Consider the following 21,627-nt stretch of genomic DNA (forward strand, 5'->3'; position numbering starts at 1 on the left):
AGCACTAATTGCCCACTTTCGCTGTTATTGCTGTGTTAAAACCTTCTTTAAGTTGTTGGCTAAATTGAAATACTGCCATGGCGTATAAGGGACTGTGATTGTAGCGAGTGATCACGTAAAAATTTGGTAAGCCTACCCAATATTCTTTTTTGTTTGGTTGTGAAAATTCGAACAGCTTAACCTTCATATCTTCGCTCAAGTAGGGTTCATCAATACTGACCCCAGCTTGTTGCAATTGCGCCCACTGATGGGAGTATTTCAAAGATTTTGACAGCAATTTTGTATGTTCAGTGCCACTAACTTGTGCTTTAAAAGCAATATCGGAATCAGCTTTCCAATGATGTTTTTTAAAATAATTCGCAACACTGCCAATGGCGTCCTCAGGATTGTTTAAAAGGTCCCTGATACCGTCGCCATCAAAATCTACCCCATAATGACGATAACTAGAGGAGATAAATTGGCCCCAACCCATAGCCCCAGCATAAGACCCTTTAAGCTCGGTGATCTCAAACTTTTCTTCTTGGGCTAATAAAAATAATTGTTCTAATTCACTGCGAAAAAACTTTGCTCGCGGCGGATAATGAAATCCTAAGGTCACCAGTGCATCGAGAACTGAGTATTTGCCAATATAAGTACCATAAAACGTTTCAACACCTATGATGGCAACGATAATTTCTGCTGGTACACCACTTTCCTGTTCAGCGCGAGCTAAGGTTTTTTGGTGAGTTTGCCAGAATTCTATACCTTTGGTTAAACGTTTTTCGGTTAAAAATATCGGGTAATATTGGTGCCATGGTTTCGCTTCCCAAGGCTTGGAAATGGACTTAAGTATGGCTTCATTTTTGTTGGCTTTTGCTAAAGTTGACTCAATCACTTCTCGATCAAATTGATGTTTTTCGACCATTAAATCTATAAATTGCTGTTGCAATCCCAAAGGGGTCGCGTGAGCGCTAAAGCCGCTAATACACAAGCTCAATACTAAAAATGATCTAAACAACTGCATGGTTTCTCCTTGTAAGTTAAGTTTTTACTTAACTCAGTATCTAGGGACAGCAAACCCCATTATTCTCGGGACATGATTCTTTTTTGAGTGCTTATTGCCATCAAAATGCCAAAACCAGCCAACAGAGTCACCATTGAGGTTCCCCCGTAACTGACTAAGGGTAAAGGCACACCCACCACAGGTAAAATACCAGAGACCATGCCCATATTCACAAATACATAAACAAAAAAAGTAAGGGTAATGCTACCGGCTAAAATTTTACTAAATGCATCTTGCGCTTTTACCGCTATCAACATGCCTCGAATAACAATAAAGGCGTAGATTGACAACAATGCGACCACACCCCAAAAACCAAATTCTTCGCTGAACACAGCAAAGATAAAATCGGTGTGACGTTCGGGTAAAAACTCGAGTTGTGATTGTGTGCCTTGCAACCAACCTTTGCCTTGGGATCCGCCTGAGCCAATAGCAATTTGTGACTGAATAATATGATAACCCGAGCCTAGGGGATCACTTTCTGGATTAAGAAAGGTGAGTACTCGTTGTTTTTGATAATCCTTCATCAAAAAAATCCACATAATAGGTGTAAAAGCTGAGGCCGCTACCGCTACAAAAGAGATAAAGCGCCAGCTCATGCCCGCTAGAAACAGAGCAAACACACCTGAGCTTGCGATGAGTAGCGAGGTGCCTAAGTCTGGCTGACGAGCAATTAACAAGGTGGGTATGGCGACTAATACAAAACCAACGAGTATATGCCACGTTTTTGGTGGCAAATTAAATCGACTGATATACCAAGCTACCATCATAGGTACGGCTAGTTTCATTATTTCAGAAGGCTGAAAGCGAAATACGCCTAAATCTAACCAGCGCTGTGCTCCTTTACTGGACACGCCTATTACTAATACAGCAACTAACATTGCCACGCCAATGACGTAAAAATAAACCGACAATTTTTGATAGGCCATGGGAGGGATTTGTGCCACCACTAACATAACGCCCAAAGCCAGTGCAAGGCGTGTTAATTGTCTTTGAATGAGGGCTAAATCTTGGCCTCCGGCAGAATAAATAGTCACGAGTCCCACTGCCATTAGCACTAATAAGCCTAATAATAACAAACCATCACAATGTATCCGATCCCAAAAAGAGCGGCTGTTAGGCGCCAGTTTAGTTCTTAGCATCAAGGTTGTTCCACCTCAGGTTTAAGTTCGGTTTGAGTGAGCTCGGTACTCTGTGGTGTTTGGCCAAAATGTTCAATCACTTCATGTGGTGGAAACGTTTGATCTCTAAAATAATTATCCATCATTTTGCGGGCGATAGGTGCCGCCTCTGCACCGCCATGGCCTGCATTTTCTAATACAACTGTGACAGCAATTTGCGGCTTGTCATAGGGAGCATATCCTACATACATCGCATTATCGCGGTTTTTCTTGGAGAGCTTTTCAGCATCATATTTTTCGTCTTGTGCGATAGTCACTAATTGCGCAGTACCGGTTTTTCCTGCTGATATGTAATGCGCACCTTTGAATGCTGCACGGGCAGAGCCTTTTCGATTGACGGTACCGTACATGGCATCTAATACAATATCCCAGTTGTATTCGTCTTTAATAGCAATAGGGCGCCTCTCTCTTATGCCTTGTAATACTATGGCGTCATTTTGCATATTACCTCGAATAATTTGCGGGATAATTCGTTTACCTTTATTGACTAAAGTAACCACTGCTTGGGCCAGCTGAACAGGTGTTGCAGTCCAGTAACTTTGTCCAATGCCAATGTTGATAGTATCACCTATGTACCAAGGGCGATTAAACAAGGCTTTCACTATGCCTCTGCTGGGCATAATGCCATCCGCTTCTTCATGCAAGTCAATACCTGTATAGTCACCAAAGCCAAATTCGTTCATGCTTTCACTGATACGATCTATGCCTAGTTTATAGGCCATGTCATAGAAAAAAATATCACAGGATACTTCAATCGCCTTTGTGACATCCACCCATCCATGACCCCATGGATTATGATCTCGCCATATACGTTCAACATTTTTTAACTGGTATTTACCCACGTCATAAACTCGGCTTTCGGGTGTAATTACTTTCTCTTCAAGTCCAGCTAATGCCAAAAGAGGTTTAATTGTTGACGCAGGAGGGTATTGCCCCTGAGTGGCACGGTTAAATAAAGGCCGGTCAGAGGTGAGTAGTTTTTTATAATTCTTACTGCTGATACCATGCACAAATAGGTTGGGATCGTAGCTTGGACTGCTATATAAGGCGAGTACACCACCGTCATTAGGATCGATGGCGACTACCGTTCCTTTTTTACCATTGAAAGCCTTTTCAGCTTCAAGTTGCAAGTTCATGTCTATATTTAGGACTATATCTTGACCAGGAGTGGGTGGGCTGAAGTTTAATATACGAATAATTCTACCCTGATTATTCACTTCTACTTCTTGAAAACCTACCGCGCCGTGTAGCTTCTCTTCATGGTATTTTTCTATGCCCCTTTTACCAATGTCATAGGTGGCCGCGTAGTTGGCTTCAACCCCTGCTTCACTGAGTTTCTGTAAGTCTTTTTTATTTATCTTGGCAACATAACCTAATACATGAGTCAGCGCACTGCCATAGGGGTAATAGCGTGCCAACCTCGCTTCGACAGACACACCTGGATACTTATGTTGTTTAGCAGAAAATAGCGCGACTTCTTTAGGCGTTAAACGGTTGACTAAATTAACAGGCTTAAAACGTCTATTACCTTTTAAGTCTTTATAAAAGTCACTGACATCTTCTTCATCAATTTCTAATAAATGGCTGAGTTCGTTGATGGTGACTTCTAAGTCATCAATTTCTTCTGGAATAATTTGTAAACTGAAAACCGGGCGATTTTCTGCTAACAATATGCCATTTCTGTCGTAAATTAATCCACGATTCGGTGCTACAGGTAAAACTTTTATGCGGTTACCGTTTGCCCGTGTTTGATAATCTTCGAAGCGACTGACTTGCAAATAATATAAATTGGTCAATACCATGGCGATCATTAAAAATACCACTAACAGCCCAATAAAAGTGCGCCTTGCAAAAAGGTTGGCTTCCGCTGAATGGTCTTTTATGAGGATACGCGGAGTTGGCAAATTTATTCTCTATGGTAAGGATGATTATTATTAATTGACCAAGCCCGATAAAGGCTCTCTGCTACAATTATGCGTACTAATGGATGTGGTAGTGTAAGACTCGATAATGACCACTTTTGTTCCGCAATTTTTATACATTCAGGTGCTAAACCTTCTGGGCCGCCAATTAACAAGCTGACGTCTCTGCCGTCCATCAGCCAAGCTTCCATGGTTTTCGCTAATTTAGGTGTGTCCCAAGGTGCGCCTGTTACTTCTAAGGTTACTACTCTATTGCCTTTAGGAATGGCAGCTAGAGTCAATTCACCTTCTTTTTGTAAGATACGTTTAATATCGGCATTTTTGCCACGTTTACCCGCATTGATTTCAGTTAGCTGTAAAGGCATATCGGCAGGAAAACGTCTGCAATATTCTGAAAAACCCTGCTCAACCCATTTGGGCATTTTCATGCCCACTGCAATCATTTGAATACGCACTGGTTTAGCCCCAGAGCTTTTCCAGCTGATAGAAATCTCGGGCTTCCTCTTGCATCACATGCAAGACCACGTCGCCTAAGTCAACTAGCACCCAATCTCCAGTTTCACGTCCTTCAATACTCAAAGGTGCGTTACCTGCTTGTTTGGCTTCAACTACCACATTTTCGGCAATTGAAATAACATGACGTTTAGAGTTACCTGAGCAAATTAGCATGGTTTCGGTAACCGAAGATTTTTCTGCAACATCTAAATCAATAATGTCACGACCTTTTAAGTCTTCGACTTTTTCTATTACAAACGCTTTTAATTGTTGGTGATCCAAAGGTTTTCCTTTTGGTTGAAATTTATACGATATGAATTTGCCATAGTTTAACAGAAATCAGCACTAGGCTGATAGAGCTTATGCTGATGAATATAATCTATTATTTGAGGCGGTAAAAAATCTTTAACCGACTGATTATTAAGAAGTTGCTTTCTGATTTCAGTGGATGACACCGTAAAAGTTTGCGTATTGGCAAGGTAAATATGCCCTGCGAGACTATTATGCAGAGCCATTGGATCAATAATTTGCCTTTTGTTTAGCAGTGCTTGCAGATTCTCAGAACGCCCTTTTAGGTTTGTTACCGAATCACCTTCTCTTGTGCATACTACAAAATGACATAGAGAAAACAGTTTTTCCCAGTTGTGCCATGTAAACAAATTTTGTAACGAGTCTGTACCTATGAAAAAACACAGGGGGGTAGTGGGCATTGCTTGGCGCATTTCAGTTAAAGAGTCGACGCTAAAGGTAGGCTTTTGGCGATGAATGTCTCTTGCGTCAGCATAAAATAATGGATGCTCAGCACAAACCAGTTCTACCATCTTTAGCCTGTCGTTACTCGATGCTGTGGCAGGATCTTTATGGCTTGGTATATAACAAGGCATTAACGCTACTTTTTTGATATTGGCTTTATTTGCGCCCTCTAGCACGGGTAATATATGCCCATTGTGAATGGGGTCAAAAGTACCACCTAAAATACCTAAGGGAGGAGCGAGTTGCATAACAGCCCTAGTCTAAAATGCCATAATCTAAAGGCAGGTTATTAAGTGAACAGGGGATAAAAAGTAGACATAAATGGCATAATTCCACATAAGGACGAACCACTTGGGATTGTTTAATGGCGTTATCGAATTCAGTTAGTTTTTGCTGCAAGTCGCGCATATGTTCTAGAGATAAACGTTGCAATGCCGATTGATAGAAGGACTGCCTACTTTTCCAAATGCGGTGTTGATTCCAGTTAATTGATTTGCCTTGTTGGCGATCAAATAATAGGGATTGCAGGGTTTGCCACTCCCGTGTCAATGCCCAGACAATTATATTGGGTTCAACGCCTTCGCTTTCTAAGCGATAAAGCATTTTGACCGCTTTTTGCGCCTCACCGCTGAGTAACACATCGATTAAATGAAACACAGTGAATCTGGATTGATCCACTACCGCTTCTTCTACCTGTTCGAGGCTCGGATTGCCTTGTGGGTAGAGCAATATTAACTTTTGAATTTCTTGTTTGGCTGCAAGTAAATTACCTTCACAATAGTCGACCAGCAACTGTACAATGGGTTGCGAGGCTTGCATGCCTGCAAGGCGCATTTGGTTGTTTAACCATTGATATAAGGCATTACCTTCCAGCGGATAACAAGGTACATATACGCCGTGTTTATCCACAGCTTTAAACCATTTGGTGTTTTGAACATCTTTACCAATTTTACCGCCGTGTATCACTATCAGTACATCGGGATTCACCTTTTGTGCTATGGCAGTTAATACTTTGCTACCTTCAGCGCCAGGTTTTCCTGTTGGTAATTCGAGTTCGATAATTTGTTTGCTAGAAAACAAAGATAAGGTTTGGGTGGCTTCAATCAGGGTGTCCCAACTAAATTGTGGATCCGCAACCAAAGATTGGCGTTCATCAAAACCTTGGGCTAAGGCAGCCACTCTGATTAACTCAATAGAGGCGAGTTTTTGTTGTGGCTCATCACCAAAAATCAGATAAAAAGGTTTTAGTTCTGAGGAAGCATCAACATTAAATCGGTTTGGATAAACCTGCATTAGCCACCTGCAGTCTGTTGCCAACTACTATGGGAACTGGCAATCTGACGAATGATGCGATTCGCTGCTTCTTGACGCATTTCATTTTGAATTAAGTCTAATTCTCGAGACTTAGCTAATACCGCATTTGGGTCGTCTTGGTATTCCCTAGTGACATCAAACTCGATTTCTTGGGCATCCTGACCGGGAAATTGGATTTGATACCTTATGGTATACACCAATTCGTATTCTGCCACTTGTCCCGTTGAAAACAATGATAATAAACGTCTTTCAAGTTTGTCTGAGGTTAAATAAACAATGGCGTCAATTTTTGCGGCGATTTGGCTCGAACTCGCGGTGTTATCTAACACCTCTATGTTGAACCCTTGCAGTTGTTTCCACAAAATTCGATACAGCGGAGTGTTTTTTTGCGATGCCAGTAGTTGCAGTTGTTCAATACCCACCGGTAGCCCATAGTCGCCACGTAGCTTAAAGCCACATCCCACTATTGTTAACACAATAGTGAGGATGCATATTTTTAAGCTTAGAGGTTTTAACACCTTAATTTGCCACTATGTTGAGCAATTTACCGGGAATGTAAATCACTTTTCGGATAGTTTTGCCGTCTATATGTTGTTGCACATTTTGTTCGGCCAATCCTAAGGCTTCAACCTGCTCTTTAGTGGCGTCAGCAGAGACAGTCATTTTAGCCCTGACTTTGCCGTTGACTTGTACTACAACCAGCTTTTCATCTTCAACCATAGCGTCTGCTTCAGCTATTGGCCATGGTGCGGTTTCAACTTGATCTTTGTGACCTAAATCTCTCCACATAACATGACAAATGTGTGGGGCGATAGGTGCAAGTAACAATACTATTGCATCAATACCTTCACGCATAATGGCCAAATCTTGTGGTGATGTTTTTTCCGCTTTTTGTAAGTTGTTGAGTAATTCCATTGTGGCGGCAACAGCGGTATTAAATGTCTGACGACGACCAATATCATCACTGACTTTTTCAATGGTCTTGTGGATCAAACGTCTAAGGTTTTTCTGCTCGCTAGATAAACTGGTTTTATCTAGCGGGGCAATTTCACCCGCTTCAATGTGTTCTTGTACTAAGGTCCAAAGACGTTTTACAAATCTATGTGCCCCTTCCACACCTGAGTCTATCCACTCTAAAGTTTGTTCAGGTGGAGCCGCAAACATAGTAAAAACTCGAATGGTATCAGCACCATACAAATCAATAACTTGCTGCGGATCGATGCCGTTATTTTTCGATTTGGACATTTTGATCATGCCGTGATGAATCACGTCTTTGCCGTCAGACTCAAGTACTGATTTTATAATCCTACCTTTATCGTCTTTTTCACTGATGACATCGGCAGGAGAGTACCACACCTTTTTACCTGCTTGGTCTTCACGATAGAATGAATCGGCTAACACCATACCTTGACATAACAAGCGTTTGTACGGCTCATCAGATTGTACTAATCCTTCATCTCGCATTAATTTGTGGAAAAAGCGTGAGTACAATAAATGTAATATGGCATGTTCAATGCCACCTACATATTGGTCAACAGGTAACCAGTAATTGGCTTGTGCCGGATCCAACATGGCTTGGTCATTTTGTGCGCTACAATAACGGGCGTAATACCACGAAGATTCCATAAAAGTATCAAAGGTATCCGTTTCACGTAATGCAGGTTGTCCGTTATAGTCTGTTTTTGCCCATTCAGGGTCGGCTTTTATGGGCGAAATGACCCCGTTCATCGTTACGTCTTCTGGTAATTCCACGGGTAATTGTTCACTAGGAACAGGCACCGACTCACCATTTTCTAAATTTAACATTGGGATTGGGCTGCCCCAATAACGTTGCCTTGATACTCCCCAATCTCGTAAACGGTAATTGACTTTCTTTTTACCTTTGCCTTGTTCACTCAAGGCTTGTGCAATTTGTTCGAAGGCTTGCTGCGATGTTAGCCCATCAAATTCACCTGAGTTAACCAATACCCCTTTTTCGGTAAAGGCTGCTTGGCTTAAATCACACTCAATAGTGTTTTGTGCGTCACCTTGAATAACTTGTTTTATGTCAAGGCCGTATTTAGTGGCAAATTCCCAGTCACGTTGATCGTGGCCTGGTACCGCCATCACTGCGCCTGATCCGTAACCCATCAAGACAAAGTTAGCTACCCATACTGGTACTTTGTCGCCGGTTAAAGGGTGGATAGCGTAATAACCAGTTGCACAACCTTTCTTTTCCATGGTGGCCATGTCGGCTTCTGCGACTTTAGTGGTTTTACACTCTTCAATAAATTCAGCTAACTCACTGTTAGTTGCGGCGGCTTCTAATGCGATGGGGTGTTGAGCCGCAACGGCTACATAGGTCACACCTAATAGTGTATCTGGGCGTGTGGTATACACATCAAAACTGCTTTGCTCTGCAACTCTATGTTCAAGTTCAAAGGTTATTTCTACACCTTCTGAACGACCAATCCAGTTTTTCTGCATGGCGCGAACTTGCTCTGGCCATTCTTCTAGTTGTTCTAAGTCGTTGACCAGTTCTTCCGCATAATCAGTGATTTTTACAAACCACTGTGGGATCTCTTTTTGTTCAACTAAGGCACCAGAGCGCCAGCCGCGACCATCAATGACTTGTTCGTTAGCCAGAACCGTATGATCAACTGGATCCCAATTAACAGTGGCGTTCTTTTTATACACTAAACCTTTTTCGAACAAACGCGTAAAAAACCATTGTTCCCAGCGGTAATAGTCTTTTTTACAGGTGGCAATTTCGCGATCCCAATCGTAGCCAAACCCTAAGGTTTTTAATTGGGTTTTCATATACTCAATATTTGAGTAGGTCCAATTGGCCGGAGCTGTGTTGTTGTTGATTGCCGCGTTTTCAGCTGGAAGACCAAAAGCGTCCCAACCCATAGGTTGCAGCACGTTTTTGCCTAACATTCTTTGATAACGGCTAATTACATCGCCTATGGTGTAATTGCGAACATGACCCATGTGCAAACGGCCACTAGGGTATGGAAACATAGAGAGACAATAAAACTTTTCTTTATCAGCATCTTCAGTTGCTTTAAAGGTTTGCTGAGTTTCCCAATAGGCTTGAACCTCTTTTTCTATTTCTTGAGGTTGATATTGTTTTTCGGCCATTAACAAAGATTTCCGTGACTAGAGGGATAAGGTCAACACGACCTTACACAATGATATAAAAATTAGCTTGTTAGAATACCTTAGCGCATCCCATGCAAACAATAGTAAATGCGTGATTTATCGCGCTTAATCTGAAGTTTTTGAGTGTATTAACTCATTTATTTCCAAATGAACGAAAATTGTACGATTTAAATCTTCCACGGTGTGAATCACTTATTCGCTGTAATTGTATTAAAAATAGTCACTTTGCCACATTCTTTCCGTATCCGTTTGACAGCTTGCTGAATACAGGTTTCACTAATTGATATATTCCTAATTTGTTGTCATTAAGCCTTTTAACATGCAAAGCCAATATGCCTTACATCTGCAGCAGTTGACTGCAAAACCTAGTAGGCGCTTGATTAATCAAGCGTTAAAAGATCAGCATGCGTTAAATTCCACTTTTATCGGTCAGGATAGGGCGCGTGACGCATTATCTTTTGGTTTAGGTATAGAAGCGCGAGGTTATAATTTATATGTCATGGGGGAACAAGCCACTGGGCGTTTTACTTTAGTACATGAATTTATAGATAAATATGTCAGTAAAACCTTCACACCTGATGATTGGTGTTATATCAATAATTTTGAAGATGAGCGAGAACCCTATTCATTAAAATTACCAGCTGGCGAAAGTAAAAAATTGGTCAAAGATATGGAAAATCTAATTGATGAATTATTAGACACTTTTCCTGCGGCATTTGATAACCCTGGATATCAGCGTAAAAAAGCCGCTATCACTCGGGAGTTTGACCAAGGCTACGACAAGGCCATTGATGCAGTTGAACAACAAGCACTACAACAGAGCGTTTCCCTGTGTGAAGACGGCGGCACCATTACCTTTTCGCCGATTATTGACGGCAAAGCAGTGACTGATGCTGAGTTTTCAAACGTTTCAGACGAGCAGCGCCTAAACTATTATCAATTAATTGATGAGCTTGAAGACAAACTAAGTGAAGCCTTAATAGAATTGCCTAAATGGAAACGAGCGACCGCTGAAAAGCTCAGAACCTTGAAGAAAGAAACGGCGGAGCAGGGCATTAAACCCTTGTTAAAGGATTTAGAGCATAAGTACTCCTCTGATCTGGCGATTTTAAAATTTTTAAGACAGCTGAAACCACACTTGGTAGAAACAGTAGTAGAAGTATTAGCTGACGAAAAGAAAGACGACAAACACGACGAATACGACAAACGTTCTATTTTAGAAGAACAGTATTTACCGAATATTATTGTATCTCATGAGTTAAACAGCGGCTCTCCAGTTATTTATGAACCTAACCCAACCCATCAAAATTTGTTTGGTAGAGTTGAATATACCAATATCCAAGGATCGGTTTTTACTAACTATCGTATGATCCGCCCGGGTGCTATGCATAAAGCCAATGGTGGCTATTTACTGCTTGATGTAGACAAACTGATTGAGCAACCTTATGCATGGGAAACACTCAAATTAGTGCTTAAATTTGGTTCTTTAAAAATGGATTTGCCCCAGCATGATGTGGGTATGGTGAATTCTATTACCCTTAATCCACAGCAGATACCAATAGATGTAAAAGTCATTTTGTTGGGGTCTCGTGACCTTTACTACACCTTGCAAGATTACGACGACGAATTTTATGAATTGTTTAGAGTATTAGTGGATTTTGACCATGAAATCCCATTAGATAAAAAAACACTATTTGATTTTGTTGGTCGAGTGCGAGTTCAAGTCAAAGAGCTTGGTTTGCAAAGTATTTCAGCAAAAGCCATGTACCGATTAGTCGAATACAGTTTACGACTTGCAGAACATCAACAGCGACTCTCAGCGCGTTTTTCTGATGTACTCGAGTTACTTCATGAGTCCGAATATTTTTGCAGACAACAACTGTCACAAGAACTTGATGTCACTCACATTGAATCGGCTTTGGCAGCGAAAACCCATCGTACTGGCCGCGTAAGTGAGGCTGTTTTAGATGATATCAAACAAGGCCAGATCTTGATTGCAACACAAGGGGTCGATGTAGGTAAAGTGAACGGTTTAACTGTACTGGAAATCGGCGACAGTATGTTCGGTACACCTGCACGTATTACCTCTACCGTGTACGCAGGCGCTAATGGTGTAGTAGATATTGAGCGAGAAGTAGAACTTGGCCAGCCTAGTCACTCAAAAGGAGTGATGTTATTAACTGGGTACTTGGGTCACAAATATGCACAGTTATTTCCATTAACCTTGTCAGCTAACATTGCCATTGAGCAGTCTTACGGACACATAGACGGAGACAGTGCGTCATTAGCAGAATTGGTAGCGCTAATTTCGGCTCTTACTAAAATACCTGTTCGTCAAGATTTAGCCATAACCGGTTCAATCAACCAATACGGACAAGTGCAGTCTGTAGGTGGTGTGAATGAAAAAATCGAGGGTTTCTTTAAGCTGTGTCAACATCGAGGTTTAACTGGTACACAAGGGGTGATTATTCCTAAGTCTAATCAAGTGAATCTGATGCTGGATAAAGAAGTATTAGCGGCGGTGAAAGCGCAAAAATTCCATATATGTGTGGTTGAAACAGTAGATGATGCCTTAACCTTGTTGATGGATAAAGAGGCAGGCGCTCACAATACCAAAGGCCGTTATCCAAAAGGTTCAGTTAATTATATGGCCGTGTCTAGTTTGCTGAATATTGCCAATATAGTGGCGGGTGAAGATGATGATTAAGTTCATAACAGCTCAAAAGGTGTGTTTCAAATTGTCTTAGTTTTGGGGAATAGATAAAGCAAAATATGTTGAACCACAGAGGACACAGGGAGCACAGAGGAAAAACATTGATAACCTCTGTGTGTAGCGAAGCGGTTCATGCTTGACGTTCGGCGCTCCGTGTTCACTGTGGTTTAAACGCTTTTCAAATATATTGAGTTTTAATTCTCAACAGTAAAACAAGTTTCTGTTACGATCTTGTCATTATTTGCTTATTAAGATCAGTTTATGAAAATTTCAAAAGGTACAGTTGTACAATTTCACTATCGAATCAAAGATTTAGATGGCAAAGAGTTAGAATCTAATTTTGGCGATCAAGCGGTAGCTTATTTGCATGGTTATAACAATATGATGCCGGGTATCGAAAAGTCTTTAGAGTCTATGTCAAAGGGTGATGTACTCGAAGCTGAATTAGAAGCGGCAGAAACGTTTGGTGAAATCCAAGCAGACAGTGAACAACGAATATCCGTTAAACACTTGGCCAGTGCTGAAAAAAAACCAAAATGGAAAGTGGGTATGACAGCGGTAGTGAACACTGAGCAAGGTCAACGTGAAGTCACAATTGTTAAAGTGGGCAAGTTTATGGTCACCATAGACACCAATCATCCTTTAGCCGGTAAAACCTTACAGTTTGAATTTCAGGTAGAAGATGTGCGCGCCGCTAGTGACGAAGAAATTGAACATGGTCATGCCCATGGTGTGGGTGGCCATCACCACTAAGTAATAATGGGTTTATAGGCTGCAATATTAGATTTGAAAACTAGCGGTTTCTTTCTGATATTGCACCACCCTGTTTCGCCCCATATCTTTAGATTGATATAATGCAAAATCAGCACCTGCAAAGAGTTTTTCGAAATTGTAGTCGCAATTGCTAGAATCAGCGATACCAAAACTAGCAGTCACCTCTAAGTCATGGCCAGAACAGCTGAAATCAGCACGTTCGATAGCTTTACGACATTTTTCAGCAATAAATGAGGCTAAATGGCTCGCACAACCTGGCAACAAAATCCCAAATTCTTCACCACCTAAACGCCCTACAATATCGTTTTTACGACAGGCTGATTTAGCGGCTTCTACTGCAATTTTTAATGCTATATCGCCAGTTTGGTGACCAAACTTATCGTTAATACGTTTAAAATAATCTAGGTCAAATATGATAAAGCTAACCGGCTGATTAGTGCGTCTGCAGTATTGAATAGCGGTATTGGCTTGCTGAGTAAAATAGTGGCGGTTGGCAATACCAGTGAGTTCATCTGTTTGGGCGTTGTGTTGCATTCGCAGGTAGTTTCTGCGGTTTTTATAGGTCCATAATACGAACATGACTAACACCATTGTCATTAAGGCTAAGGCTAGGCGTTTGTTTTGGGCTGACTCGCTATCTAAGAGTGCTTGGGTCCTTAAAAGCATATTCTCTTTATCAAGCAGAGCAATTTGTACATTTTTCTCTGCTGCATCAAATTCAGCTTTTTGAATGGCTAAGTTCTTAGCCAGTTTATCATCAAGCTGAACATTGAGCGCTTCTGTGTATTCTTTATAAAAGTAGTAAGCTTTTTCATAACTTCCCTGTTTTTCAGATGTGGCTGCTAGTACCTTAAAAGCGGTCGTAATAGATTGCTGGTATTGATGCTGATCTTTAGTTTCAAGAATAATGTTGGCATTATATTCTGCATTTTCATAATCACCGTATTCAAGATAACTTTGTGCTAGCAACTCATAATAGGCTGCTAGCATAGGTGCATATTTAATCGCTTCAACATCCGCAATCTTATTTTCTAAAAGCTCGATTGCCTCTGAATACTGTCGGTTTTTAATAAAATATTCTGCTAGAAAAGAGATGATTCCCTTCTCCAAAATCTTTTCGTTTGCATCTTTGCAATCTTCAATTGCGCTATCGAAATTTGATTGCGTTAGGCTTTGTCCAGACTGCAATTTTGAATAGAGTGACTCCGCCATAGCAAAACATTTGTATCTTTGATTTTGGGTGATTGCTAGGAGATCATTCGCAAAACTTTGAGCCAACTTGTACTCACCTAAATGATTGTAAAAAACAATAAAGGTAGAAAGTAAATTTTCACGAGTTTCTTGTGACTGTACTTTCTCAAAGTTTGCTTTTATATTTACTAATTTTTCTAAGCCCTCAGTCCATTTTCCAACACCAGCGTACATTGTAATAAGTGACGCAATAGATCTATGTCGTATATTTAAATCTGCGTTTTTTTCTAATTGTTCAAATAACAAAATAGCATCTGTAAGTTTACCCGACATAGATAAACTGTACGCTGAAAGGTATTCAAACAACTCTCTGTCTGACTTACTCAAGGTATTGGGTGTAATTGTTTTTAATATGCTTCTTAGTCTTTCTGGGTCAGAACTGCGAATTTTATCTGCATGGTTTAGTACAGACGTTGCATTTTCTTGTGCGCAAACAGCAAAGGTACAGAAACAAAAAAAGACAACTAAGGCTTTTTTTTTCAAGGCAATCAAAGTCTCAATTTACAATTTAACTTGCAGATTTATCATCTTCAGCCTCTTGTTCTTTATCTTCAGATTCATCATCTTCTTCGGCAGGAGAGTGGTGAAGCGCTGCATTGAAATGTTCACTTGTCTCAGAAAGCTGAATAATCTCTGATTTGTTTAAGTCCGTTAAATTATTAGGATTAAACGAAGCATCAGCTCCAAGCTTTTCTAATATTTGAATTGCAGTCATCGTATTTCCTTTAGGTTATTGAAGTTTTTTATCTAGCGCCGATAGTCTATCTAAAATTTGTTGGTTTTTAAGCATTTTTTTAACCGGAGGGATAACCATAGTGGTAATAAGTGAAATATCAGCCTCTGCAAAGTCTTTAAGTGGTATCCAATCTATCCTTGGAGGCTCTACAGCTAAAGTAGGGCATTCGTATAACGCGACTTTATGCTCTAGTGGGTAATATTCGTTTAGTAATTCAACCAATAATTGCCGATAAGCCTTACCCGTACTAAAGCGCTTAATGGATTTATCACCTGCAATAGCTATTTGCCATAATATTAAATAAGCTGAAGGATCGATATTACGCTGGTAAAACATAAATTGGCTGGCTTCAAAATTTTGACTGCCCACTCTACCGGGATCGATTCCCAGGTGGGCATACAAACAATCTTCAGCAGAAACGCCTGCCTCCATATGGGCTGAGTAACCTTCCGCTCTGGCTTCTTCGATGACTTTATGGGGAGACCAAGCAAATACACCAGGGTGACCATAAAAAGCACCTACTACTTTTTTACCCGCTCTCACTTCGGTCATCATCGCATCAACCATTTCACGGTAAGTAATACGTCGGTCTTTTCCTTCCGCGTATAATCTTTGCAGAGTACGGACATTAGCGTTCATAGTTTGTACCCATTGCTCTATCATAGGATGGGCACTAGTAAACACTACGTCGGCTTGTTCAATATGGCTTCTACAAATGGGGGTGATATGTGCACCAAGTGTCATACCTGTGCCAACACAAACGATACTGCCAACTTTTTCGACTTCTTTCATTGCGTTCACTTACGGCTATTATTTTTATCAATAGAAAGACATAAAACCTGTTTACAACAAATCGGCAACCACAAGATACCCAAGTTAAGTTTCTTTCATTCAAGACTTTATTTTTTAGGAAGCTCGATCTTTTTCTCATCACTTTGTTTAAACAATACCAATACATGGCCAATTGTTTGTAATTTGAATGCGCCAGTCTCTCTGACAATGGCATCTATAATGAGGGATTTTTCTTCCTTATCATCAGTGGGAATTTTAACTTTGATTAATTCATGGTGATTAATCGCGCCATCTATTTCTGCTAAAACGCCTTCGGTAAGGCCGTTATTGCCTAACTGCACCACTGGTTTAAGAGAATGGGCTAAGCCCTTAAGGTATTGTTTTTGTTTGTTTGATAATGTCATTGATTAGTTTTTCTTACAAATATATTGAGGATGAATGGTTGAAAAGCGCTATTCTAGCGCCATCTCCCATTTATTCCTAATTTGAATACAGTGTTTTTTACAGGTCGATGAGTAAAAATAAACAATCTGTTAGTAGCCAGCGTTGGTTAAAAGAACATTTTGACGATAAATTTGTGCAAAAAGCGCAAAAACAGGGTCTAAGATCTAGAGCTGGCTTTAAGATTGAAGAAATTCAACAAAAAGACGGTTTGATTAAACCTTCAATGACAGTGGTGGATTTAGGTGCTGCGCCCGGTGGTTGGTCTCAATACGTGGCTAAAGTGGTGGGTGATGATGGTCTAGTCATAGCTTGTGACATTTTACCTATGGATCCTTTGATGGGGGTGTCGTTTCTTCAAGGTGATTTTCGTGAAGAAAATGTTTTAAACGAATTATTGAACAAAATAGGCGGCAAAAACGTAGACGTAGTTATGTCTGATATGGCGCCTAACATGAGTGGTAACGATGCCATAGACCAAGCTAAATCAATGTATTTGAGTGAATTAGCTTTAGACATGTGTCACCAAGTTTTGAAGAAAAATGGCAGTTTTGTGATCAAAGTATTTATGGGGGAGGGGTTCGAACCGTTTATGAAAGCGTTGCAAGCTGCTTTTAAAACAGTCAAGACTCGTAAGCCTGAATCATCCCGAGCACGCTCAAGAGAGGTTTATCTGGTGGCGACAGGATACAAATTATAGTAGTCTCAACGTCACTTAGTAATAGGGCGCAAGACGCAAATCATAGAGTCACATTGACTTTAGCAACAACAGAGGTTTAACAACTTGAGCGACATGGCAAAAAATTTAATCTTATGGCTGGTTATCGCTGTCGTATTGATGTCGGTTTTCCAAAATTTTTCGGGCAACGAATCTAAATCATCCAACACTGATTACACGTTATTCTTGCGTGATGTGAGTAATGGTGTGGTTAGCAGTGCCACAATTGACAGAAATACAGGGCAAATTAATGGTGTGAAACGTAATGGTGAGTCATTTACCACTATCATTCCCTACACTGACCTTGCGTTGATGGACGAGTTAATCGAAAACAATGTAGCGGTTTTTGGTAAAGAGCCAGAAGAGTCATCTTTGTTAACTTCGATATTTATATCTTGGTTCCCAATGTTATTGCTGATAGGTGTGTGGATTTTCTTTATGCGCCAAATGCAAGGTGGTGGCGGTAAAGGCGCCATGTCTTTTGGCAAAAGCAAAGCGCGCTTGTTAGGTGAAGACCAAATTAAAACCACTTTTGCCGATGTGGCAGGTTGTGATGAAGCGAAAGAAGATGTATCTGAATTAGTAGATTTTCTTCGTGACCCAAGTAAATTTCAAAAATTAGGCGGTAGGATCCCTACAGGTATCTTAATGGTAGGTCCTCCTGGAACCGGTAAAACCTTGTTAGCCAAAGCGATAGCTGGCGAAGCAAAAGTACCTTTCTTTACGATTTCAGGCTCTGACTTTGTAGAAATGTTTGTGGGTGTGGGTGCTTCCCGGGTTAGAGATATGTTTGATCAGGCTAAAAAGTCTGCGCCTTGTATTATTTTTATCGATGAAATTGATGCCGTAGGCCGTCAACGTGGTGCTGGAGTAGGTGGTGGCCATGATGAAAGAGAGCAAACCCTTAACCAAATGTTAGTTGAGATGGATGGCTTTGAGGGTAATGAAGGGATTATCGTTATTGCCGCTACTAACCGTCCCGACGTTTTAGACCCTGCACTATTGCGCCCTGGTCGTTTTGACCGCCAAGTAACAGTTGGTTTACCGGATATTCGTGGCCGTGAACAAATCGTTAAAGTGCATATGCGTAAAGTGCCTTTAGGCGACAATGTTGAAGCCAGCTTGATTGCCCGTGGTACCCCTGGATTTTCTGGTGCTGATTTGGCTAACTTGGTCAACGAAGCCGCTTTGTTTGCCGCTCGTACTGGCAAAAAAGTGGTGTCGATGGAAGAGTTTGATAAAGCCAAAGACAAAATCATGATGGGTTCTGAACGTAAAGGCATGGTGATGTCTGAAGAAGAAAAGACCAATACTGCCTATCATGAAGCTGGACACGCAATAGTCGGCCGTATGGTGCCTGAACATGATCCTGTTTATAAAGTATCGATTATTCCTCGTGGTAGAGCCTTAGGTGTGACTATGTATCTGCCGGAGCAAGACAGGTACAGTCACAGTAAGCAGCACCTAGAAAGTATGATCTCTAGTTTGTTTGGTGGACGAATTGCTGAAAGCATGACCTTAGGTGAAGAGGGCGTCACCACTGGAGCCTCGAACGATATAGAACGAGCGACCGAAATTGCTCGTAAGATGGTGACTCAGTGGGGTTTATCCTCGAAAATGGGGCCTATGTTATACGCCGAAGAAGAAGGTGAGGTATTCTTAGGTCGCAGTATGTCAAAATCGAAAAATATGTCTGACGATACTGCTCGAGCAATAGATGCTGAAATCAAATCTATCATTGACCGCAATTATGAGCGTGCTGAAAAAATACTCGCTGATAACCGCGATGTGTTGGAAGCAATGAAAGATTGTTTAATGAAATATGAAACCATTGATGCCAAACAGATTGATGATTTAATGGCTAGAATAGACCCCAGACCCCCAGCTGATTGGGAGCGTGATAATAAAGATGATGGCGGCAAACCTTCGGGTGGTGCGCCTGTAACGGACGACAAAAAAGACGATAAACCAGTGAAGCCTAAAGTCGGCACGCCTGGTGACGCAACCAGCTAGATTAATTGGTTGTAATGAAAACGCTTTGTTGATTGTTCAGCAAGGCGTTTTTTTATAATGGCTTGTTGAGCACAGCATAAAAATATTGAGCGCCTATGCAGTTTAAAGATAAGTGTTTAGATTTATCCACACCTAAAGTAATGGGGATATTAAATGTCACTCCGGATTCATTTTCCGACGGTGGGGCGTTTAACATGCTCGAAAATGGGATGACTCAAACCGCTTTAATGTTAAAGGAAGGCGCTGACATTATTGATATAGGTGGAGAGTCCACTAGGCCAGGTGCTCAAGATGTGTCTGTGCAGCAAGAATTAGACCGCGTTATCCCAGTGATTGAAGCAATATCTCAGCGTTTTGATACCTTAATCTCCATAGACACCAGCAAAGCCCAAGTGATGACAGCAGCAGTAGATGCAGGGGCTAGGTTAATTAATGATGTACGTGCTTTGCAAGAAACTGGCGCTTTAGAAGCGGCAGTTACTGCTAAGGTGCCCGTTTGTTTGATGCACATGCAAGGGCAACCTCGAGTGATGCAACAGAATCCACATTATGAAGACGTTGTAAAAGAAGTGATGGCTTTTTTACAACAACGTATTTCAATATGCATTAACGCGGGTATGGCTATAGAACAAATTATTGTTGATCCAGGTTTTGGTTTTGGTAAATCACTTGAACACAATTACCAAATGTTAGCGAACTTTGAAGTGTTTCAGCAATTAGGTGTGCCTGTTTTGGCAGGCATGTCACGTAAATCTATGATTGGTAATTTGTTGCAACGGGATATAGGACAGCGCTTGGCGGGTAATGTTGCTGTTGCCACTATCGCGGCCCAAAAGGGGGCGCAAATAATTAGAGTACATGATGTAAAAGAGACAGTAGATGCTGTTAAAGTAGTCAATATAATTAACGCTTACAGGAGTAGCAATGAGCGATAGAAAATATTTTGGAACAGATGGGATCCGTGGAAAAGTGGGTGAAACCATCATTAATCCCGAATTTGTGATGAAACTAGGTTGGGCCGCAGGAAAGGTTCTGGCTGGTCAGGGAACAAATAAAGTATTGATTGGAAAAGATACCCGTATTTCAGGTTATATGTTGGAGTCGGCGTTAGAAGCCGGTTTATCAGCTGCGGGTATTAATATCGGTTTACTTGGCCCCATGCCAACTCCCGCAATTGCTTATCTGACTAAAACATTTCGCTCTGAAGCCGGTATAGTTATCAGTGCTTCACATAATCCTTACTACGATAATGGCATCAAATTTTTCTCAGCCGATGGCATGAAGTTAGACGATGCCATTGAAATAGCTATTGAAGAACAAATGGATAAACCCATGGAGTGTGTTGCTTCAGATAAACTGGGTAAAGCAGTGCGCATTGGTGATGCTGCAGGTCGATATATAGAATTTTGTAAAGGCAATTTCCCTTCTGCATTGTCTCTAAAAGGATTAAAGATAGTAGTCGACTGCGCTCATGGCGCAACCTATCACATTGCGCCAAATGTCCTCAGTGAATTAGGTGCCGACGTGATAGAGATTGGTACTGAACCTGACGGTTTGAACATCAACCGTAAAGTCGGTGCCACCTCAATGAAGGCGGTTACTGAGAGTGTGCTCGAAAATAAAGCTGATTTAGGTTTTGCCCTTGATGGCGATGGCGACCGCTTAATGTTAGTTGATCACAAAGGTAATGTGATTGACGGTGATCAAATCGTGTATATTATTGCCAGAGATGCCCTTAAAAGTGGTCGTTTGCAGGGCGGCGTAGTAGGCACAGTAATGAGTAACTTAGGCTTAGAGGTGGCACTTGGAACCTTAGGCGTACCTTTCTTACGGAGTAAAGTAGGTGATCGCCATGTTATGGAGTTACTCAAGAAAAAAGGTTGGTCAATCGGTGGCGAAGGCTCTGGCCATGTCTTGAACTTAGCCGCAGCCTCTACAGGTGATGGTATAGTAGCTGGGTTGCAGGTTTTAGCGGCAATGTTAAATGCTGATATGACCTTAAATGAGTTGAGCCGTGGCATGACTAAATACCCACAAACTCTAATTAATGTACGGTTTTCTGAAGGCTCCAATCCACTTGAAGATGCAGGCGTTAAACAAGCGGTGATTGATGCAGAAAAAGCATTGGATGATAGAGGGCGAGTATTGTTACGTAAAAGTGGCACTGAACCCCTTATTAGAGTAATGGTAGAAGCCAATGATGCACAAGATTCTAGCACCTGGGCCGAATATATTGCAGCAGCTGTGCGTAAAGTAACCGATTAGTCAGGTTTACAGGGCAATATTAAGTGAAGCCACTTGTATATTGTTATAGGGTTAGTTAATATCTCGCGCGCTTTTT

Annotated in this window: 19 protein-coding genes; 6 read left to right on the forward strand and 13 right to left on the reverse strand. The window is 41.1% G+C overall.

Features of this window, described 5'->3' with window-relative positions; genetic code table 11:
- Nucleotides 1-4 precede the first annotated feature (4 nt).
- The 9 genes from mltB to leuS are packed head-to-tail and all read right to left on the reverse strand — an operon-like array spanning nt 5 to nt 9,827.
- The gene (mltB, locus tag AAC000_RS07690) at nt 5-1,003 is read right to left on the reverse strand and encodes a lytic murein transglycosylase B (RefSeq protein WP_339721547.1); all 999 of its coding nucleotides are present in this window, start codon (nt 1,001-1,003) and stop codon (nt 5-7) included.
- A gap of 59 nt (nt 1,004-1,062) precedes the next feature.
- Complete coding sequence (rodA, locus tag AAC000_RS07695) at nt 1,063-2,181, reverse strand: rod shape-determining protein RodA (protein ID WP_339721548.1); 1,119 nt, start codon at nt 2,179-2,181, stop codon at nt 1,063-1,065.
- Nucleotides 2,181-4,124, reverse strand: a complete 1,944-nt coding sequence (gene mrdA, locus AAC000_RS07700; protein ID WP_339721549.1) for a penicillin-binding protein 2 — start codon at nt 4,122-4,124, stop codon at nt 2,181-2,183. The genes rodA and mrdA overlap by 1 nt, the downstream gene beginning before the upstream one ends.
- Before the next feature lie 2 nt (nt 4,125-4,126).
- Nucleotides 4,127-4,597: a 23S rRNA (pseudouridine(1915)-N(3))-methyltransferase RlmH gene (gene rlmH, locus AAC000_RS07705; protein ID WP_339721550.1), complete on the reverse strand. Its 471-nt coding sequence runs from the start codon at nt 4,595-4,597 to the stop codon at nt 4,127-4,129.
- Between the two features lie 4 nt (nt 4,598-4,601).
- Nucleotides 4,602-4,919 carry a ribosome silencing factor gene (rsfS, locus tag AAC000_RS07710; protein ID WP_339721552.1) on the reverse strand — a complete coding sequence of 106 codons (318 nt, stop codon included), beginning with the start codon at nt 4,917-4,919 and terminating at the stop codon, nt 4,602-4,604.
- Between the two features lie 47 nt (nt 4,920-4,966).
- Nucleotides 4,967-5,638 (reverse strand): nicotinate-nucleotide adenylyltransferase, encoded by a 672-nt coding sequence (nadD, locus tag AAC000_RS07715; RefSeq protein ID WP_339721554.1) that lies wholly within the window; start codon nt 5,636-5,638, stop codon nt 4,967-4,969.
- Nucleotides 5,639-5,645: 7 nt separating this feature from the next.
- Entirely contained in the window at nt 5,646-6,683 is a 1,038-nt protein-coding gene (gene holA, locus AAC000_RS07720) for a DNA polymerase III subunit delta (RefSeq protein ID WP_339721556.1), read from the reverse strand.
- Entirely contained in the window at nt 6,683-7,222 is a 540-nt protein-coding gene (gene lptE, locus AAC000_RS07725) for an LPS assembly lipoprotein LptE (RefSeq protein WP_339721557.1), read from the reverse strand. The genes holA and lptE overlap by 1 nt, the downstream gene beginning before the upstream one ends.
- Nucleotide 7,223: 1 nt before the next feature.
- Entirely contained in the window at nt 7,224-9,827 is a 2,604-nt protein-coding gene (gene leuS, locus AAC000_RS07730) for a leucine--tRNA ligase (protein WP_339721558.1), read from the reverse strand.
- Nucleotides 9,828-10,167: 340 nt separating this feature from the next.
- On the opposite strand from leuS, the gene AAC000_RS07735 reads away from it, so the two are divergent.
- Together AAC000_RS07735 and AAC000_RS07740 are read left to right on the forward strand one after the other, a co-directional pair.
- Nucleotides 10,168-12,555 (forward strand): AAA family ATPase, encoded by a 2,388-nt coding sequence (locus tag AAC000_RS07735; RefSeq protein ID WP_339721559.1) that lies wholly within the window; start codon nt 10,168-10,170, stop codon nt 12,553-12,555.
- A gap of 267 nt (nt 12,556-12,822) precedes the next feature.
- Nucleotides 12,823-13,314 (forward strand): FKBP-type peptidyl-prolyl cis-trans isomerase, encoded by a 492-nt coding sequence (locus AAC000_RS07740; RefSeq protein WP_339721560.1) that lies wholly within the window; start codon nt 12,823-12,825, stop codon nt 13,312-13,314.
- 27 nt (nt 13,315-13,341) lie between these two features.
- Here AAC000_RS07740 and AAC000_RS07745 read toward each other — a convergent pair whose 3' ends face one another.
- From AAC000_RS07745 to yhbY, 4 genes are all read right to left on the reverse strand, one after another.
- A complete protein-coding gene (locus tag AAC000_RS07745; RefSeq protein ID WP_339721562.1) occupies nt 13,342-15,069 on the reverse strand; it encodes a diguanylate cyclase in 1,728 nt (575 codons plus the stop codon).
- A gap of 25 nt (nt 15,070-15,094) precedes the next feature.
- Nucleotides 15,095-15,301 carry a hypothetical protein gene (locus tag AAC000_RS07750; protein WP_215928525.1) on the reverse strand — a complete coding sequence of 69 codons (207 nt, stop codon included), beginning with the start codon at nt 15,299-15,301 and terminating at the stop codon, nt 15,095-15,097.
- Nucleotides 15,302-15,316: 15 nt separating this feature from the next.
- On the reverse strand, nt 15,317-16,114 hold the full coding sequence (locus AAC000_RS07755) for an SAM-dependent methyltransferase (RefSeq protein ID WP_339721565.1): 798 nt from the start codon (nt 16,112-16,114) through the stop codon (nt 15,317-15,319).
- A 107-nt stretch (nt 16,115-16,221) separates the two neighbouring features.
- A complete protein-coding gene (gene yhbY / locus AAC000_RS07760) occupies nt 16,222-16,518 on the reverse strand; it encodes a ribosome assembly RNA-binding protein YhbY (RefSeq protein WP_339721566.1) in 297 nt (98 codons plus the stop codon).
- Nucleotides 16,519-16,625: 107 nt separating this feature from the next.
- On the opposite strand from yhbY, the gene rlmE reads away from it, so the two are divergent.
- The 4 genes from rlmE (at nt 16,626) to glmM (ending at nt 21,551) form a co-directional block, all read left to right on the forward strand.
- Nucleotides 16,626-17,255, forward strand: coding sequence for a 23S rRNA (uridine(2552)-2'-O)-methyltransferase RlmE (gene rlmE, locus AAC000_RS07765; protein ID WP_339721568.1), 630 nt, complete (start codon nt 16,626-16,628; stop codon nt 17,253-17,255).
- An 84-nt stretch (nt 17,256-17,339) separates the two neighbouring features.
- The gene (ftsH, locus tag AAC000_RS07770; RefSeq protein WP_339721569.1) at nt 17,340-19,286 is read left to right on the forward strand and encodes an ATP-dependent zinc metalloprotease FtsH; all 1,947 of its coding nucleotides are present in this window, start codon (nt 17,340-17,342) and stop codon (nt 19,284-19,286) included.
- A gap of 95 nt (nt 19,287-19,381) precedes the next feature.
- The gene (gene folP, locus AAC000_RS07775; RefSeq protein ID WP_339721570.1) at nt 19,382-20,221 is read left to right on the forward strand and encodes a dihydropteroate synthase; all 840 of its coding nucleotides are present in this window, start codon (nt 19,382-19,384) and stop codon (nt 20,219-20,221) included.
- A complete protein-coding gene (gene glmM / locus AAC000_RS07780) occupies nt 20,211-21,551 on the forward strand; it encodes a phosphoglucosamine mutase (RefSeq protein ID WP_339721571.1) in 1,341 nt (446 codons plus the stop codon). Before folP ends, glmM begins: the two co-directional genes overlap by 11 nt.
- The last annotated feature ends 76 nt before the right edge of the window (nt 21,552-21,627 follow it).

The organism is uncultured Paraglaciecola sp. (genome assembly GCF_963977085.1).
GTDB lineage: Bacteria > Pseudomonadota > Gammaproteobacteria > Enterobacterales > Alteromonadaceae > Paraglaciecola.

Bases quoted from the DNA above. Each gene is read 5' to 3' on its own strand.
- glmM (WP_339721571.1), top strand. From the start codon at position 20,211: ATGAGCGATAGAAAATATTTTGGAACAGATGGGATCCGTGGAAAAGTG.
- nadD (WP_339721554.1), bottom strand. From the start codon at position 5,638: ATGCAACTCGCTCCTCCCTTAGGTATTTTAGGTGGTACTTTTGACCCC.
- folP (WP_339721570.1), top strand. From the start codon at position 19,382: ATGCAGTTTAAAGATAAGTGTTTAGATTTATCCACACCTAAAGTAATG.
- AAC000_RS07740 (WP_339721560.1), top strand. From the start codon at position 12,823: ATGAAAATTTCAAAAGGTACAGTTGTACAATTTCACTATCGAATCAAA.
- leuS (WP_339721558.1), bottom strand. From the start codon at position 9,827: ATGGCCGAAAAACAATATCAACCTCAAGAAATAGAAAAAGAGGTTCAA.
- AAC000_RS07755 (WP_339721565.1), bottom strand. From the start codon at position 16,114: ATGAAAGAAGTCGAAAAAGTTGGCAGTATCGTTTGTGTTGGCACAGGT.
- yhbY (WP_339721566.1), bottom strand. From the start codon at position 16,518: ATGACATTATCAAACAAACAAAAACAATACCTTAAGGGCTTAGCCCAT.
- rodA (WP_339721548.1), bottom strand. From the start codon at position 2,181: ATGCTAAGAACTAAACTGGCGCCTAACAGCCGCTCTTTTTGGGATCGG.
- AAC000_RS07750 (WP_215928525.1), bottom strand. From the start codon at position 15,301: ATGACTGCAATTCAAATATTAGAAAAGCTTGGAGCTGATGCTTCGTTT.
- mltB (WP_339721547.1), bottom strand. From the start codon at position 1,003: ATGCAGTTGTTTAGATCATTTTTAGTATTGAGCTTGTGTATTAGCGGC.
- AAC000_RS07735 (WP_339721559.1), top strand. From the start codon at position 10,168: ATGCAAAGCCAATATGCCTTACATCTGCAGCAGTTGACTGCAAAACCT.
- holA (WP_339721556.1), bottom strand. From the start codon at position 6,683: ATGCAGGTTTATCCAAACCGATTTAATGTTGATGCTTCCTCAGAACTA.
- rlmE (WP_339721568.1), top strand. From the start codon at position 16,626: ATGAGTAAAAATAAACAATCTGTTAGTAGCCAGCGTTGGTTAAAAGAA.